Source organism: Kocuria sp. HMSC066H03 (assembly GCF_001812045.1).
Classification (GTDB): Bacteria; Actinomycetota; Actinomycetes; order Actinomycetales; family Micrococcaceae; genus Kocuria; species Kocuria rhizophila.
This window is the reverse complement of sequence record NZ_KV807503.1, coordinates 151,819-165,977: the sequence shown is the minus strand read 5'-3', so window position 1 is coordinate 165,977 and position 14,159 is coordinate 151,819. Positions and strand designations below refer to the sequence as shown.

12 protein-coding genes and 1 tRNA gene are annotated in these 14,159 nt (G+C 72.6%); 2 read left to right on the top strand and 11 right to left on the bottom strand.

The window, feature by feature from the left end; translation table 11 throughout:
- Positions 1 to 164: 164 nt before the first annotated feature.
- The 4 genes from HMPREF2833_RS00710 to HMPREF2833_RS00695 all read right to left on the bottom strand — a co-directional run bounded on the left by HMPREF2833_RS00710 (position 165) and on the right by HMPREF2833_RS00695 (position 3,614).
- Positions 165 to 1,145 carry a ribose-phosphate diphosphokinase gene (locus tag HMPREF2833_RS00710; protein WP_019310138.1) on the bottom strand — a complete coding sequence of 327 codons (981 nt, stop codon included), beginning with the start codon at positions 1,143 to 1,145 and terminating at the stop codon, positions 165 to 167.
- 54 nt (positions 1,146 to 1,199) lie between these two features.
- Positions 1,200 to 2,717 (bottom strand): bifunctional UDP-N-acetylglucosamine diphosphorylase/glucosamine-1-phosphate N-acetyltransferase GlmU, encoded by a 1,518-nt coding sequence (glmU, locus tag HMPREF2833_RS00705; RefSeq protein ID WP_050899458.1) that lies wholly within the window; start codon positions 2,715 to 2,717, stop codon positions 1,200 to 1,202.
- A gap of 22 nt (positions 2,718 to 2,739) precedes the next feature.
- Positions 2,740 to 2,811: transfer RNA gene (locus HMPREF2833_RS00700), tRNA-Gln, on the bottom strand.
- 56 nt (positions 2,812 to 2,867) lie between these two features.
- Positions 2,868 to 3,614 carry a hypothetical protein gene (locus HMPREF2833_RS00695; RefSeq protein WP_019310140.1) on the bottom strand — a complete coding sequence of 249 codons (747 nt, stop codon included), beginning with the start codon at positions 3,612 to 3,614 and terminating at the stop codon, positions 2,868 to 2,870.
- Positions 3,615 to 3,839: 225 nt separating this feature from the next.
- On the opposite strand from HMPREF2833_RS00695, the gene HMPREF2833_RS00690 reads away from it, so the two are divergent.
- Positions 3,840 to 5,699: an ABC-F family ATP-binding cassette domain-containing protein gene (locus tag HMPREF2833_RS00690; RefSeq protein WP_039102237.1), complete on the top strand. Its 1,860-nt coding sequence runs from the start codon at positions 3,840 to 3,842 to the stop codon at positions 5,697 to 5,699.
- Between the two features lie 24 nt (positions 5,700 to 5,723).
- On the opposite strand, the gene HMPREF2833_RS00685 is transcribed toward HMPREF2833_RS00690, so the two are convergent.
- The 6 genes from HMPREF2833_RS00685 to rsmA form a co-directional block, all read right to left on the bottom strand.
- Positions 5,724 to 6,767 carry a GTP-binding protein gene (locus HMPREF2833_RS00685; RefSeq protein WP_101888483.1) on the bottom strand — a complete coding sequence of 348 codons (1,044 nt, stop codon included), beginning with the start codon at positions 6,765 to 6,767 and terminating at the stop codon, positions 5,724 to 5,726.
- 195 nt (positions 6,768 to 6,962) lie between these two features.
- The gene (locus HMPREF2833_RS00680; RefSeq protein WP_070636226.1) at positions 6,963 to 7,601 is read right to left on the bottom strand and encodes an HD domain-containing protein; all 639 of its coding nucleotides are present in this window, start codon (positions 7,599 to 7,601) and stop codon (positions 6,963 to 6,965) included.
- A gap of 62 nt (positions 7,602 to 7,663) precedes the next feature.
- Positions 7,664 to 7,978 carry an antibiotic biosynthesis monooxygenase family protein gene (locus HMPREF2833_RS00675; protein ID WP_019310144.1) on the bottom strand — a complete coding sequence of 105 codons (315 nt, stop codon included), beginning with the start codon at positions 7,976 to 7,978 and terminating at the stop codon, positions 7,664 to 7,666.
- Between the two features lie 57 nt (positions 7,979 to 8,035).
- A complete protein-coding gene (locus HMPREF2833_RS00670) occupies positions 8,036 to 9,478 on the bottom strand; it encodes an RNB domain-containing ribonuclease (RefSeq protein ID WP_070636224.1) in 1,443 nt (480 codons plus the stop codon).
- A 125-nt stretch (positions 9,479 to 9,603) separates the two neighbouring features.
- On the bottom strand, positions 9,604 to 10,593 hold the full coding sequence (locus HMPREF2833_RS00665) for a 4-(cytidine 5'-diphospho)-2-C-methyl-D-erythritol kinase (RefSeq protein ID WP_070636222.1): 990 nt from the start codon (positions 10,591 to 10,593) through the stop codon (positions 9,604 to 9,606).
- The gene (gene rsmA / locus HMPREF2833_RS00660) at positions 10,590 to 11,540 is read right to left on the bottom strand and encodes a 16S rRNA (adenine(1518)-N(6)/adenine(1519)-N(6))-dimethyltransferase RsmA (protein WP_019310150.1); all 951 of its coding nucleotides are present in this window, start codon (positions 11,538 to 11,540) and stop codon (positions 10,590 to 10,592) included. Before rsmA ends, HMPREF2833_RS00665 begins: the two co-directional genes overlap by 4 nt.
- Positions 11,541 to 11,736: 196 nt before the next feature.
- Between rsmA and HMPREF2833_RS00655 the strand changes: the two genes are divergently transcribed.
- The gene (locus tag HMPREF2833_RS00655) at positions 11,737 to 12,930 is read left to right on the top strand and encodes a hypothetical protein (protein WP_141564913.1); all 1,194 of its coding nucleotides are present in this window, start codon (positions 11,737 to 11,739) and stop codon (positions 12,928 to 12,930) included.
- Between the two features lie 77 nt (positions 12,931 to 13,007).
- On the opposite strand, the gene HMPREF2833_RS00650 is transcribed toward HMPREF2833_RS00655, so the two are convergent.
- A complete protein-coding gene (locus HMPREF2833_RS00650; RefSeq protein WP_070636220.1) occupies positions 13,008 to 14,009 on the bottom strand; it encodes a TatD family hydrolase in 1,002 nt (333 codons plus the stop codon).
- Between the last annotated feature and the right edge of the window lie 150 nt (positions 14,010 to 14,159).

Here is a 14,159-nt window from a genome sequence, read left to right as displayed (position 1 = left end):
CCGGTCAGGCCCCGGCCAGCCCCGCACCGGAACGTGGGCGACCCCGCCCCCGCAACCTGACCTACCCCGCCCCCGCAACCTGGCCTGCACGCGAGAGAGCCGCCCTCGTCCGGTGACGTGGGCGGCTCTCCAGGTTCCGGCCCGGGGCCGGGAACGGCTGGGCGTCAGGAGTGGCCGTTGAAGAGGCTCGTGACCGAGCCGTCCTCGAAGACCTCCTGGATGGCGCGGGCGATCAGCGGCGCGATCGAGAGCACCTTGAGGTTCTCGAACTGGTGCTCGGGCGGCACGGGCAGGGTGTCGGTGACGACCACCTCGTCCGCTCCGCACGAGGACAGCCGCTCCACGGCCGGTCCGGAGAACACGGCGTGGGTCGCGGCGATGATCACGTTCTTGGCGCCCTGGTCCTTGAGCACCTGCACGGCGCCGGCAATGGTTCCGCCGGTGTCGATCATGTCGTCGATCAGCACGCAGGTGCGCCCGGAGATGTTGCCCACGACCTCCTTGGAGACCGCCTGGTTGGGCACGGTGATGTCCCGGGTCTTGTGCACGAACGCGAGCGGCGCACCGCCCAGGCGCTCGGCCCACTGCTCGGCCACGCGCACGCGCCCGGTGTCCGGGGACACCACGGTGACGTTGTCCACGTCCACCACGGAGCGCACGTAGTCGCTCAGCAGCGGGATGGCCATGAGGTGGTCCACGGGGCCGTCGAAGAAGCCCTGGATCTGCGCGGTGTGCAGGTCCACGGACATCAGCCGGTCCGCGCCCGCGGTCTTGTAGAGGTCCGCGATCAGGCGCGCGGAGATGGGCTCGCGGCCGCGGTGCTTCTTGTCCTGCCGCGCGTATGGGTAGAACGGGCTCACCACGGTGATGGACTTGGCGGACGCCCGCTTGAGGGAGTCCAGCATGATGAGCTGCTCCATGAGCCACTGGTTGATGGGTGCCGGGTGGGACTGGATGAGGAAGGCGTCCGCGCCGCGCACCGACTCGCCGAAGCGCACGTACGTCTCGCCGTTGGCGAAGTCGTAGGCGTCCGTGGGGACCAGTTCGGTGCCCAGTTCACGCGCGATGTTCTCCGCGAGCTCGGGGTGCGCCCGACCCGAGAGCAGAACCATCCGGTTCGAACCCGTGTTGGTGATGCCGGTCATGTGAACTCGCTTTCTCTGAATTCCTCGTGGTTCCTGCTCGCGTGGCGCGCCCTGTCAGGCGCGGTCCTCGCGCTCAGACTGCTGGGCGGCTTCCGCCGCGCGGGCTGCGGCCGTGCCGGGACGGTGCTGCTGCACCCATCCCTCCACAATGACCTGCTTGCCCTCGGTGAGCACCAGGGCGCCCGCGGGGACGTCCTTGCGCACAGTGGTCCCGGCTCCGGAGTAGGCGCCGTCGCCCACGGTCACGGGTGCCACGTACATGTTGTCGGAGCCCATGCGGACGTCGTTGCCGATCACGGTGCGGTGCTTGTTCACACCGTCGTAGTTCACGAACACGGAGGCAGCGCCGATGTTGGAGTTCTCCCCGATGGTGGCGTCCCCCACGTAGGAGAGGTGCGGGATCTTGGAGCCGCGCCCGATGGTGGACTTCTTGGTCTCCACGAACGTGCCGATCTTCCCGTCCTCGCCCAGCACCGTGCCGGGGCGGAGGTAGGCGAACGGGCCCACGGTGGCGCCCGCGCGCAGCTCGGAGTCGCTGCCGTGGGTGCGCACCACGGTGGCGCCACGGCCCACGGTCACGTTGGTGAGGGTGGTGTCCGGGCCCACGACGGCGTCCTCCGCCACCCGCGTGCTGCCGTGCAGCTGGGTGCCGGGCAGCACGGTGGAGTCGGCCTCGAGCTCCACGGTGTCGTCGATCCACGTGGTGGCGGGGTCCACCACAGACACCCCGTTGCGCATGTGCCGCTCCAGCGTGCGCTGGTTCAGGTAGTGGCCCAGGGCGGCCAGCTGAACGCGGTCGTTGGCGCCCTCCAGCTCCATGTAGTCCGCCATCTTCAGGGCGTCCACGCGGTGCCCGGCCTCGCGTGCCAGGCGGGGGACGTCCGTGAGGTACTTCTCGGCCTGGGCGTTGTCCGTGTCCACTCGGGAGAGGGCGTCGCGCAGCACCGCGGCGTCGAACGCGAAGATCCCGGAGTTGACCTCGGTGACCGCGCGCTCGTCCTCCGTGGCGTCCTTGAACTCCTTGATCTCCGTGAACCGCCCCTGGGCGTCCCGCAGGATGCGGCCGTACTTGCCCGGTTCGGGGTGGTCCGCGGTGAGCACCGTGACGGCGTTGCCGTGCTCGGTGTGGTGCGCCACGAAGGCACGCAGGGTCTCGGCCGTGAGCAGGGGGACGTCCCCGTAGGTCACCAGCACGGTGCCGCTCACGGGGGCTGCTGCATCGAGCACTTCGAGGCCCGCGTCCACTGCGGAGCCCGTCCCGGGAACGTCCGACTGGTCCGCGGTGAGCACGCCCGGTGCCACGTCCGCGATGTGCTCGGCCACGAGATCACGCTGGTGCCGGATCACCGCCACGATGCGCTGCGGCTCCAGCTCACCCGCCACCTTGAGCGCGTGCGCGAGCATGGAACGCCCGCCGATCTCGTGCAGGATCTTGGGCTTCTTGGACTTCATCCGGGTTCCCTTGCCGGCGGCGAGAACGATGATCGCGGCGGGGTTCTCCCCGGTCGTGGCGTTCGGAGGGGTGCTCACGGGCCAGACTCCTCTGGGTGCTCGTGAGGCGGTGGGGGCCATCTGCGCCTCGATGTGTCGTGCGTTCCGCCACTAGGACTCGAACCTAGACTCACGGCTCCAAAGGCCGGTGTGCTGCCAATTACACCATGGCGGAGCGTTGTCACCCGTGGGCGCCAACAAAGGGACGTGCGCCCGCGGGCACACGAAAATTCACTGTAGCACCTGGGTTCCGCGGCTCAGCACGGTCAGGATCCGCCCCGCGGCGCGCTCCTCGCGGAAGCCCGGCAGGGTGCGCGCGAGGGTCACGGCGTCCTCCGGAGTGATCCCCCGGACGACCACCTGCGCCCGGGTGGCCGCGCGCCGCACGCAGTGCCAGGCGTCGTCGTCGGACTGCCCGGCGGCCCGGGAGCGGGAGACGTCCCACGCCATGGAGGTGACGTCCGCGGAGCTCACGTCCAGGCTCCCCTGCTCGAACTCGCGGTCGAGCAGCGCGAGCAGCATGACCACCTCCTCCACCGCGGTGGCGTTCTGGACCATGAGGCGGACCTCCTGGTGTGAGGCGGCCTCGGCGAGCGCCGCGAGCATCGAGTAGAGCCGCTGCCGCTGGCGTCCGCGGTGCGAGACCCCGCCGAGGGCGAGCACGAGCATCCCGGCGCCCACCCCGCGGCACACGCCCAGGGCGTCGTCGACCTCCGCGAGCACGCCCTCGTCCGGCATGTCCTCGTCCACGGCCACGGGCGCCCGCAGCAGCAGCGGGTCCGCCCCGGCCTCGCGCAGCTGCTGGGCGGCCTGGCGGCGCACCCTGGAGCCCATGTGGGATCCCACCGGGCGGTCCGCCCCGATGGTGATCTCGACCGGCCCGGGGTGCTCCCGCACACGGGCCACGGCCGCCGCGAGGTCCTGGGGCTCGTCCAGCACGGTTCCCGCGAGCTCTTCCCCGCCCTGAGATGACTGCATGGCACTCAGTCTCCCACGCCCGGGTGGGAGCGGTGGACGCGGGCGCCCGGGTGCGCGTTCCGCGGTCAGCGGCCCGCGCGACGACGCCGCCGGCCGGCGCCCCGGGACGGGCGGGGCCCTGGCCGTTCGCCACCAGGCCGTGCGGCGTCGTCGTTCGCCGGTGGGCCCCACGCACGGGTCACGACGGCGCCCGGGGAGCCCGCCGCCCGCTTGTATCCTTGGCGGGTGGCTCATCTGATCGGCGGAGAAAACCTGCACCTCGAGTACCCCACCAAGACCGTGTTCGACGCGGTGAGCGTGGGGATCGACGAGGGTGACCGGATCGGCATCGTCGGTCGCAACGGGGACGGCAAGTCCACCCTCATGCGGCTGCTGGCCGGGCGAATCGCGCCCGACTCCGGGCGCGTGACCGTGCGCTCCGGGACCACGGTGGGCATGCTGGACCAGGCAGACACGCTGGACCCGGACCAGACCGTGGGCCACGCCGTGGTCGGGGACGTCCCCGACTACGTGTGGGCCGCGGACCCCAAGGTGCGCGACGTGGTGTCCGGACTGGTCTCGGACGTGGACTGGGACACCCCCGTGGGCCAGCTCTCCGGAGGTCAGCGGCGCCGGGTGGCGCTCGCGAGCCTGCTCACCGGGGACTGGGACGTGATCTTCCTGGACGAGCCCACCAACCACCTGGACGTGGACGGCATCACGTGGCTCGCCAAGCACCTGAACAGCCGGTGGTCACGCAACTCCGGCGCCCTGGCCGTGGTGACCCACGACCGCTGGTTCCTGGACGCGGTCTGCACGGACACCTGGGAGGTGCACGACCGCGTCGTCGAACCCTTCGAGGGCGGGTACGCCGCGTACGTGCTGCAGCGCGTGGAGCGGGACCGCCAGGCCGCCGTGGTGGAGCAGAAGCGGCAGAACCTCATGCGCAAGGAGCTCGCGTGGCTGCGCCGCGGAGCACCGGCGCGCACGTCCAAGCCGAAGTTCCGCATCGAGGCCGCGAACACCCTGATCGAGGACGTGCCGCCGCCCCGGGACACCGTCTCCCTGTCCCGGATGGCCGTGTCCCGGCTGGGCAAGGACGTGGTGGACATCGAGGGCGTCTCGGTCTTCTTCCCCGCCCCGGACGGCTCCGGCACCACCCGCGTGCTCGAGGACGTCACGTGGCTCATCGCCCCCGGCGAGCGCACGGGCATCCTGGGCGTCAACGGGGCGGGCAAGTCCACCCTGCTGGGCCTGGTCACCGGGGACGTGCAGCCCACCACGGGACGGGTCAAGCGGGGGAAGACCGTCAAGATCGCCACGCTCACGCAGCAGCTGGACGAGCTGAAGGACGTCGCGGACGACCGCGTCTCGGACGTGGTGGCCCAGAAGAAGACCTCGTACGTGACCGGCGGCAAGGAGATGACGCCCACGCAGCTGCTCGAACGGCTGGGCTTCACCTCCGCGCAGCTCAAGACCCCGGTCAAGGACCTCTCCGGTGGGCAGAAGCGGCGCCTGCAGCTGCTGCTCATCCTGCTGGACGAGCCCAACGTGCTGATCCTGGACGAGCCCTCCAACGACCTGGACACCGACATGCTCGCCGCCATGGAGGACCTCCTGGACACGTGGCCCGGCACGCTGCTGGTGGTCTCGCACGACCGCTACCTGCTGGAGCGCGTCACCGACCAGCAGTACGCGGTGGTGGACGGCCGCTTCCGGCACCTGCCCGGCGGGGTGGACGAGTACCTGAAGCTGTCCTCCGCGGCGGCCTCGGGCTCCGCCGCGGGGTCCTCGGGCGCCTCCAACCCGCTCGCCGCCGGACCGTCCTCCACCGCCGCCGTGGACGACGCCGCCGCGTCCCGGCCCACGGGCAAACCCGCCCTGGGCGGCGCCGAGGCGAGGGCCGCGCAGAAGGAGCTGGGCGCCGTCGAGCGCAAGCTGCAGAAGCTGCAGAGCGAGGTGGCGGCGCTGGACGACACGATGGCCGCGGCGGACCCCTCCGACTTCGAGGGCCTGGGCAGGCTCGCGGCGCAGAAGTCGCAGCTGCAGGAGCAGGTCGACGAGCTCGAGCTGCGGTGGCTCGAACTCGGCGAGGCCCTCGAGTAGCCGGCGAGCAGCCCGCCGGGACCGTCAGCCCGAGCGGTCGCTCAGGGTGGGCCAGACCGGGAAGGGGTCCTCGAACGCGGCCCACGCACCGGGACCGGCCGCGAGCTCCTCGTCCGTGAGCGCGGCGTCGTCCAGCGCCTCGCGCAGGGCCGGGACGTCCAGGTCCAGGCCGATGATCCCGAGGTCCTGACCGAGGGCGAGCAGCTCCTCCCCCTCCGCCACGTGCGCGTCGCTCGCCAGGGGCGACAGGCAGATCATCCGTCCCACGTGGTTCCACCGCGCGATCACGTGCGAGCGCGTGGCCAGACGGCAGAACCCCGCCGAGCGCACCACCGTGCCGAACTCCCCCGACTCGATCCGCCGGTCCAGCAGCCGGGCAAGACGCCCGGGATGCAGCGGCCGGACGTTCTCGTAGTGCAGCGCCGTGACCCGCGGGTCCGTCATGTACGGATCGTGCTCGCGGTTGAGCAGGGTCACCCACCCGGAGCGCTCCTGGGTGACGTCGTAGCGCGTGGCGGACGCGGCGATCTCCCTCAGCCACGGATCCCGCTCGCCGTGGTGCAGGCGCAGGCGGGCTCGCGGGCCCAGGTGGTTCACGAGCGCCAACACCGTGGAGAGCTCCGGCGTGGTCAGCGGTTCCCAGTTGACCAGCACCACCGCGGACGCGAACTCCACGCACATGACACTGAGCAGGGCGCGGGCGGTGTGGCGCGGCCGCGTGTGTGGCAGGGCGGGGTGGATCACGCAGTCCTCCCGGTGCAGGTCCGCGAGCAGGTGGGCGGCGTCCACCACGCACAGCACCCCGGTGAGCACCACACCGGAGTCCGCAGCGGCGCTCGCGCCGATCACCTCCGTCACGTCCGTGCACTCGGGGAACTCCACGACCGCACCCTGGGGCCGGGAGCACCACGGGAGCAGGGACATGGCCTCCGCCACCGGTTCCGGGGACGCCCCCACCCGCTGGGCGGACACGAGCATGCGTCCGGTGCGCCGGGCGGTCTCCCGCGCGAATCGCGCCCGTTCCGGGGCGCACGCGCCCACCACTGCCATCACGTCGACGGGGTCCACGCTCGCCTCCCTCTTGGTTGTGCGGCGGGGCTGCCCGTGCCCGCCGCGCGCGGGAGCCGTGCCACCGCGGACGACGGCGCACACCTCACCGCTTTCTGATAATCGTTCTCATTATGACGCACGAGCGGCACACAGGAAAATGCGGCCCCGACCGGGTGTCCGGTCGGGGCCGCACGGGCCGGGAGCGTGGCGGTCTCACTCGCTCCAGTCGTTGGTCCTGATGATCTCCACGAAGTCGTCACGCTCGAAGGAGGGGTCGAAGTGCGCCAGGACATCGGCGTTCATGGTGCCGAACGTGGAGCCCGGGCGGTGCTCCATCCCGTGGTGGAACGCCGTGAGGATGCGGTTCTTGAAGTCCGGACGGGGGTGGGCCTCCACCACTGCCCGGCGCTGGGCGTCCGTGACCTGGTCGAAGTGCATGCCCAGCACGTCCGTTTCCACGCCGGCACTCACCAGCGCGACCTCGGGTGCCATGAACTCGGGGATCCCCGGGGTGGTGTGCAGCGAGATGCCCAGCCACGCGGTGTGCGCGCGCTCCCGGGACGCGCCGCGCTCCATGAGGAACTCGAACACCTCGTTGGCGCCGTCCACCTCGAAGCGCAGGGTGGAGTCCTTGTGGTCCTCGGTGAGACCGCGGTCGTGGAACATGGCGCCCGCGTACAGCAGCTCGTGGTCCACGCTCAGCTCCTGGGCCTGTCCGAGCAGCGCCCCGAAGAAGTAGACGCGGCGGGAGTGGTGGTAGAGCAGGTCGTCCTCGGTGTCCCGGATGTACTCGGTCACGTCACGGGTCAGGGCGGTGTCCGGAACGGCGATCCCGGCAACGGTGTCGGTCATGGAGTGCTCCTCGGTTGGAAGTGGGTGGCGGTGGCGGAATGTCGCTCCGGTCCGGGGCAGGCTCAGCCCTCGGCGTTCAGGTCCACGACCTCGAACTCGAGCAGAGAGGCGCCGGTGGCCACGGGCTTGCGGGCGCCGCCCGGACCGCCCGCGTGGGCGGCCTTCGCGTTGCCGTCCCGCCATGCCTCGAAGTCCTCCTGGGTGGCCCACGTGGTCACCACGAAGTAGCGGTTCTCCCCCGCCACGGGGCGCAGCAGCTGGAAGCCCTCGAACCCGGGTTCCCCGTCCACCGAGTGCTTCCGCGCGGCGAAGCGGGCCTCCAGCTCCGGCCCGGAACCCTCGGGAACCTCGATGGCGTTGATCTTCACGACGGACATGTCAGCCTCCTGGTGCGTTGTGCGGTCCCTCCCACTGTAGGCCCGGGGTGTGACGGATCAGCGGGAGGCGGAACCCGTCACCGGTTCGAACTCGCTGCGGCCGGCCGCCACGTCCGCGCTGAGCAGTCGCACCCGGATCTCGCTGCCCAGGCGCAGACCGGGAGCCTTGAGGCTCGCTTCCACGGCCGGTTCCCGGATCACGATGGTCCCGCGCGAACCGTCCTCCTTGAGGTCCACCACGGTGGCCGTGAACTCCTGGCCCACGTAGGCTGAGAGCACGAGGGTCTCCACCATGTTCACGATCCCGCGCTCGTACGCGGAGGCCCTGCGCCCGGAGGTCTCCATCTCGGTGGGCAGCTGCGGCAGTGCCCCCAGCACCCAGTCCGGCACCGGGCGGCCCGCCGCGACCGCCAGGCACACCTCGCTGCCGTAGCGGTCCACGAGCCGGCGCAGGGGCGCGGTGACGTGGGCGTAGGGAGTGGCCAGTGCCGAGTGCTCGCTGTTCTCGGGCGGCTGCCCCTCGAACGCCTCGTAGCCCGCACCCCGGAAGAGCAGCGTGCACGCGTGGAGCATGGCCGCGTGGGTTCCCCGCTCCGGGTCCAGACCCCGCACGAACTCCGGGTAGGACGTCTCCTGGGGCCACGGGATCTGCAGGGCGGATGCCACCGCCCGGAGCCTGCGGATGGCGGAGTCCGTGGCGGGCGGCAGCACCCGCAGCAGCCCCACGCCGGCGTCGAGCATGAGGCGGGCGGCCGCGATCCCGGTCAGCAGTGAGATCTGGGCGTTCCAGCCCTCCACCGGCAGTGCGCTGCGGTGCACCACACGCCACTCGTCCTGCTCCACCACCACCTCCTGCTCCGGGATGCGGAGGCTGACACCGCCACGCGCGCGTTCGACGGCCTCCCGCAGCTGCCCCACGGTCCGCAGCAGCTGCAGGGCCTCCGGGGCGGTGCCCGCGTCCAGCTGCTCCTGCACCTCGCGGTAGCTCAGCTGCGCCCGGCTGCGCACCAGCGCACGCTCCACGCCGGTGCTGACGAGTCCACCGCGGTCGTCCAGGCCCAGCCGCCACAGCACCGCGGGGCGCACCCCGTCCGGCAGCAGGCTCGCTGCGTCCTCCGAGAGCTCGGGCGGGTGCAGCGGGGTGCGCTGGTGCGGTGCGTACAGTGTCTGCCCACGCCGGTGGGCCTCCTCGTCCACGGGATCCCCGGGGCTCACGAACGCCGCGACGTCCGCGATCGCGTACCAGACCGTGAACCCGTCCCCGGCGGCCTCGATGAACACCGCCTGGTCCAGGTCACGCGACCCCTCGGGGTCGATGGTCACGAGGTCCAGGTCCGTGCGGTCGGTCTCCGGAAGGCGGGGTGCGCCGGCGGCCGCCCTGGCGGCGTCGTGCACCTCCGGCGGGAAGTCGTCCGGGATGGCGAGCTCGCGGCGCAGGGACTCGAGCGCCGCCACGAGCGGCTGGGGAACGGGGTGGACCTGCTGCGGACGGATGGCCATGCTGACTCCTCACCCGGCTGCGGCGCCCGGGCCGTTCCGGCCGGACGCGCCCGCCGGTCCGGTCGAACCGCGCTGACGCACGTGTGCTGACCCGATTGTGCCCCGGGGCGTCCCCGGGGCCGGGTTCATCCGCGCGCGTCCACCCGCGCGCCGGGCACCGGTGCCGCCGTGGCCAGCGCGCGGCACCCCTCGTGGGAGAAGGCGCGCACGAGCTGCCCTGCGGTGTCGGCGGAGCGCGCGAGGAAGCACACCGTGGGCCCCGAGCCGGACACCCAGCCGGTGAGCGCCCCGAGCTCCACGCCGTGGTCGAGGACGCCGGCGAGCGCGGGGAGCAGGTCCACGGCCGGCGGCTGGAGGTCGTTGCGGACCAGGGACGCGAGCGCCTCGGGGTCCGCCGGGTCCAGCGCGGCGAGCGCCTGCGCGGGAACCGGGTCCGGTGCGCCGTGGGCCGTGAGGTCGTACGCCGCGTCCCACCGGCGGTACACCGCGGGAGTGGAGAGTCCCCGGTCCTGCGGGACGAAGACCAGGTGCAGCTGGGCGCTGGTGGGGACCGGTTCCAGCTCGGTGCCCGTGCCGCGCCCGAGTGCCGCGCCACCGAGGAGCATGAAGGGGACGTCCGCGCCCAGACGGGCGCCGAGCCGGGAGAGCTCGCCCGGTGTCAGCGGAGCGGTCCCGAGGTGCGCCGCCAGGAGCTCGTTGACCGCCACGAGCGCGGCGGCCGCATCCGCGGACCCTCCGCCCATGCCGCCGGCCACGGGTACGGCCTTGCGCACGTGCAGGGCGAGTGCCGGAACGGGGACGTCCACGGCGTCGCACACCGCCAGCGCGGCACGCACCGCCAGGTTCCGCTCGTCCAGCGGGATGTCGGACAGCGCGACCGCACCCTGCTGGACCATGCGCGCGTACTCGCTGCCCGGAGCCGGCTCCACCGTGACCGAGACAGCCGCCCCGGCGGAGGCCGGATCCAGGGTGGCCGTGACCGTCTCCCGCAGGTCCACCGCCACGAACAGGGTCTCGAGCGGGTGATAGCCGTCCGGGGTGGGGCTGCCCACGTGGAGCAGCAGGTTGGTCTTGGCCGGGGCGCTCGCGGTGACCCGCCGGAGTGCCGAGGTCATGCCGGGTCCCCCGGGGACTCGTCCCGTCCCACCACGGGGGTGGCCTCGGCCAGGGAGGTGGGCGGGGCGTCGTCGGCGGCCAGGGCGTTGGCGGCCTCCGCGATGCGCGCGAAGTCGGCGACCCCGAGCTTCTCCCCGCGCTCGGCGGGGTCGACGCCCGCGGCACGCAGGATCTCCTCCGCGCGCGCACCGGAGCCGGCCCAGCCGCTCAGCGCCGCCCGCAGCGTCTTGCGCCGCTGGGCGAACGCGGCGTCGACCACGGCGAACGTGGGCACCCGCAGGCGCTCCTCGGCGGGCGGCTCACGGCGATCGAGCCGCACCAGGCCCGAGGCGATCTTGGGCGCCGGCCAGAACACGTTCTTCCCGATCACCCCGGCCTTGCCGACCTCCGCGTACCACGTGGCCTTCACCGACGGGACGCCGTACACGCGCGAGCCCGGGCCGGCGGCCAGGCGGTCCGCGACCTCGTCCTGGACCATCACGAGCCCGTGCCGGATGCTCGGGAAGGTCTCCAGGATGTGCAGCAGCACGGGCACGGCCACGTTGTACGGCAGGTTGGCCACGAGCGCCGTGGGCTCGGCGCCGCCGGGCAGCTCACGCACGCGGGCGGCGTCGGCCTGCACCACGCTCAGCCGCGGTGCGGCGTCCGGGAAGAAGCGGGCCACGGTCTCCGGCAGCTGCCGTGCGAGCGGCGGGTCGATCTCCACCGCCGTGACCGCCGACGACGCCGCCAGCAGCCCCAGCGTCAACGACCCCAGCCCGGGCCCCACCTCCAGGACGTGCTCCTCCGGCGTGAGGTGCGCGGCGGCCACGATGCGGCGGATGGTGTTGGGGTCGATCACGAAGTTCTGACCCAGGGTCTTGGTGGGGCGGATGCCCGCCCGATCGGCGAGTTCCCTGATCTCCGCGGGGCCCAGCAGGGGCCCGGCTGCGCTGTGCTCGGTCACCGGACAATCCTACGGGGCGGGCAGGACGGGGCACCTCCGCTCCCCCGGATGTGGTCTGAGGAGAGGATCTGCCCCGGATTTCTGCAAACTTCGGGGTAGAACTTCTCCCTGGACGCTGCGCCCCCGGGGCGGCCGGTCGCTCCACATCCTGCTCCGCTCCCTTTCTGCCCGGAAGTGGCGTGGCTAGCGTGCCGTCGTGGCCACCGATCCAACACGCAACCAGCCCCTGCCCCGGCTCCTCACGACCGCCCGCGCCGGAGGTCGGAGCGACCGGCTGCGCGCGGCACCCCGTGCCCACAGGCTCGCGCAGGGAGTGTGGTGCCTCTCCGAATCCCCGCCCACCGCTGTGCAGCGCGCGGTGCTGCTGCGTGAGCACCTCTCCTCCGCCAGGTCCCCGCTCAGGCTGACCGGGTTCACGGCACTGCAGCTGCTCGGGCTTCCGGTTCCCGCGGGCCACAGCTGGGTGCGTACCGTGCTGCGGGGCCGACGACCGCCGCACGGTCACGACCTCAGGCACCATCTGACGTCCACGGTGCATCTCGCGTGGGACGTCACGAGGTTCCACTCCCACCTGCCGGACGTGCGGATCAGCAGGTCGCTCGGGACCCCCACGGTGCTCGGTCCATATGGTGCACCCCTCGTGGACCCGGTCGAAGCCCTCGTGGCAGCGGCGCCCATGATGGAGAGCTGGGCCATCACCGCCACGCTGGACGCGCTCCTCAGCGCGGGATCCGTGACCCGGGTGCTCCCCGCTGCCCAGGAGCAACCGGCACCGGGTCTCCCTGTTCACGGGCGCTCCACCCCGCAGGGAGCGCCGATGTCTTCCGCCCCACCGCGCTCGGAGAAGCGGGGCGCCGCTCCCATCACGCCAGGATCCCAGAGCGTGTGGACCCCGGAGGGCTGCTCCGAGCCGCCGTGGTTCCAACCCGTGACCTGCACCCCGGACGTCCTCCGCCGCGCACTGGACCTGATGCCTCCGCACTCCGGCGGCGTGCGGGCCGTGCGAGTGGCCCTGGGGCGCACCGCGGCGAACACGTGGTCCCCCATGGAGACGCTGCTGCGGCTGATCGTGGTCGCCTCGGGTCTGCCAGCCCCGGAGATGAACGTGGAGGTCCGTACCCCGTACGGGACGCGCTACCTGGACACCGCGTGGCGCGAGCCGAAGCTCGCCCTCGAGTTCAACGGCCGGGTGCACACCACGGACTTCGCGGCGTACAAGGACGAGATGCACCGGCTCGAGGTGCTCCGGGACCTGGGCTGGGCCGTGAGGGTCCTCGTGTACGACGACCTCCGGGACCCCCGACGACGCGCCGCCTGGTTGCAGTGGCTGGAACGCGGGCTCGGGCGGACTCACGGGCCCACCGGCCACCCGCGCGGGCTCGGCGCCTGAGGAGAGGTTCTGCCCCGGATTGCTGCGACAACCACGGCAGAACCTCTCCCCACGCGTCACCGGGCGCGGGCCGCTCCTCAGAACTGCCCGTACACCGTCCGCGCGTTGTCCCAGATCCGGCGGCACAGGGTCTCCAGCTCCGCGTCCAGCAGCTGCGCCATCCCGCGCACCGTGTGGTTCACCATGTACGGCGCGTTGGGCCGGCCCCGGAACGGGTGGGGTGTGAGGAACGGGGCGTCCGTCTCGCACAGCACGAGCGCGGGATCCGCGACCCGCAGGGCCTCTTGCAGCGCCTTGGCGTTCTTGAACGTCACGGTCCCGGCGAAGGACATGTACCAGCCGTTCTGGTTGCACACCCGCGCGAGCTCCGCGTCCCCGGAGAAGCAGTGGAACACCGTGCGTTCCGGGGCCCCGGCGTCCTGCAGGATGCGCAGGACGTCCTCGTGGGCCTCGCGGTCGTGGATCTGCATCGCCAGGTTGTGGCGTTTCGCCAGCTCGATGTGGGCGCGGAACGACTCCTCCTGCGCCGCCAGCCCCTCCTCCGGGGTGTGCACCCGGTCCATCCCGGTCTCCCCGACCGCGCTCACCCGGTCCTGCGCCGCGAGCGCGTCGATCTCCCGCAGCGCCGCCTCCAGCTCACCGCGGCGCGCCAGCTGAGGTGCCTCGTTGGGGTGCAGCGCCACGGCCGCGAGCACACCGGGCACCGCCTGGGCCGCCGCCGCCGCGAACCGCGAGGACTTCACGTCGCACCCGGCCTGCACCACGCCGGCCACGGAGGCGTCCCGCGCGGTGGCCACGGCGTCCGCCACGGACACGCGCACCAGCCCGTCCTGCATGTCCAGGTGGGTGTGGTTGTCCACCACGGGGTGCGGCAGGGGCTCCGGCAGCGCAGGGAATCGGAGGTTGCGCTTCTGCCCGTGGACGTCGGTGTCCGCACGCCGCTCGGTGCCCTCCCCGTTCGGGGCGCCGGCCGCCAGCGCGTACCGCTCGGGGTCGTAGGCGGCGGGGGTCTCACCGGGAACGGGGGCGGGGCGCTCGCCGTGCGGCCACAGGGACTCGGTCAGGGCTGTCTCGATCACGGCTCCACGATAGGCGACGACGCCGCCCGGCCCGCCCGCGCCGATCCGCGCCGCCCGGGTCCGCGCGCCGCCCACGGACCCGGACAGGGGTGCGGCCGCAATGCGCGCGGACCCGCGCAATTCCTGAGAACATGGTCCCCGGACCACCCC

Coding starts and splice junctions, on each gene's coding strand:
- HMPREF2833_RS00710 (WP_019310138.1), bottom strand. CDS start 1,145: ATGACCGGCATCACCAACACGGGTTCGAACCGGATGGTTCTGCTCTCG.
- glmU (WP_050899458.1), bottom strand. CDS start 2,717: ATGGCCCCCACCGCCTCACGAGCACCCAGAGGAGTCTGGCCCGTGAGC.
- HMPREF2833_RS00695 (WP_019310140.1), bottom strand. CDS start 3,614: ATGCAGTCATCTCAGGGCGGGGAAGAGCTCGCGGGAACCGTGCTGGAC.
- HMPREF2833_RS00680 (WP_070636226.1), bottom strand. CDS start 7,601: ATGACCGACACCGTTGCCGGGATCGCCGTTCCGGACACCGCCCTGACC.
- HMPREF2833_RS00675 (WP_019310144.1), bottom strand. CDS start 7,978: ATGTCCGTCGTGAAGATCAACGCCATCGAGGTTCCCGAGGGTTCCGGG.
- HMPREF2833_RS00670 (WP_070636224.1), bottom strand. CDS start 9,478: ATGGCCATCCGTCCGCAGCAGGTCCACCCCGTTCCCCAGCCGCTCGTG.
- HMPREF2833_RS00665 (WP_070636222.1), bottom strand. CDS start 10,593: ATGACCTCGGCACTCCGGCGGGTCACCGCGAGCGCCCCGGCCAAGACC.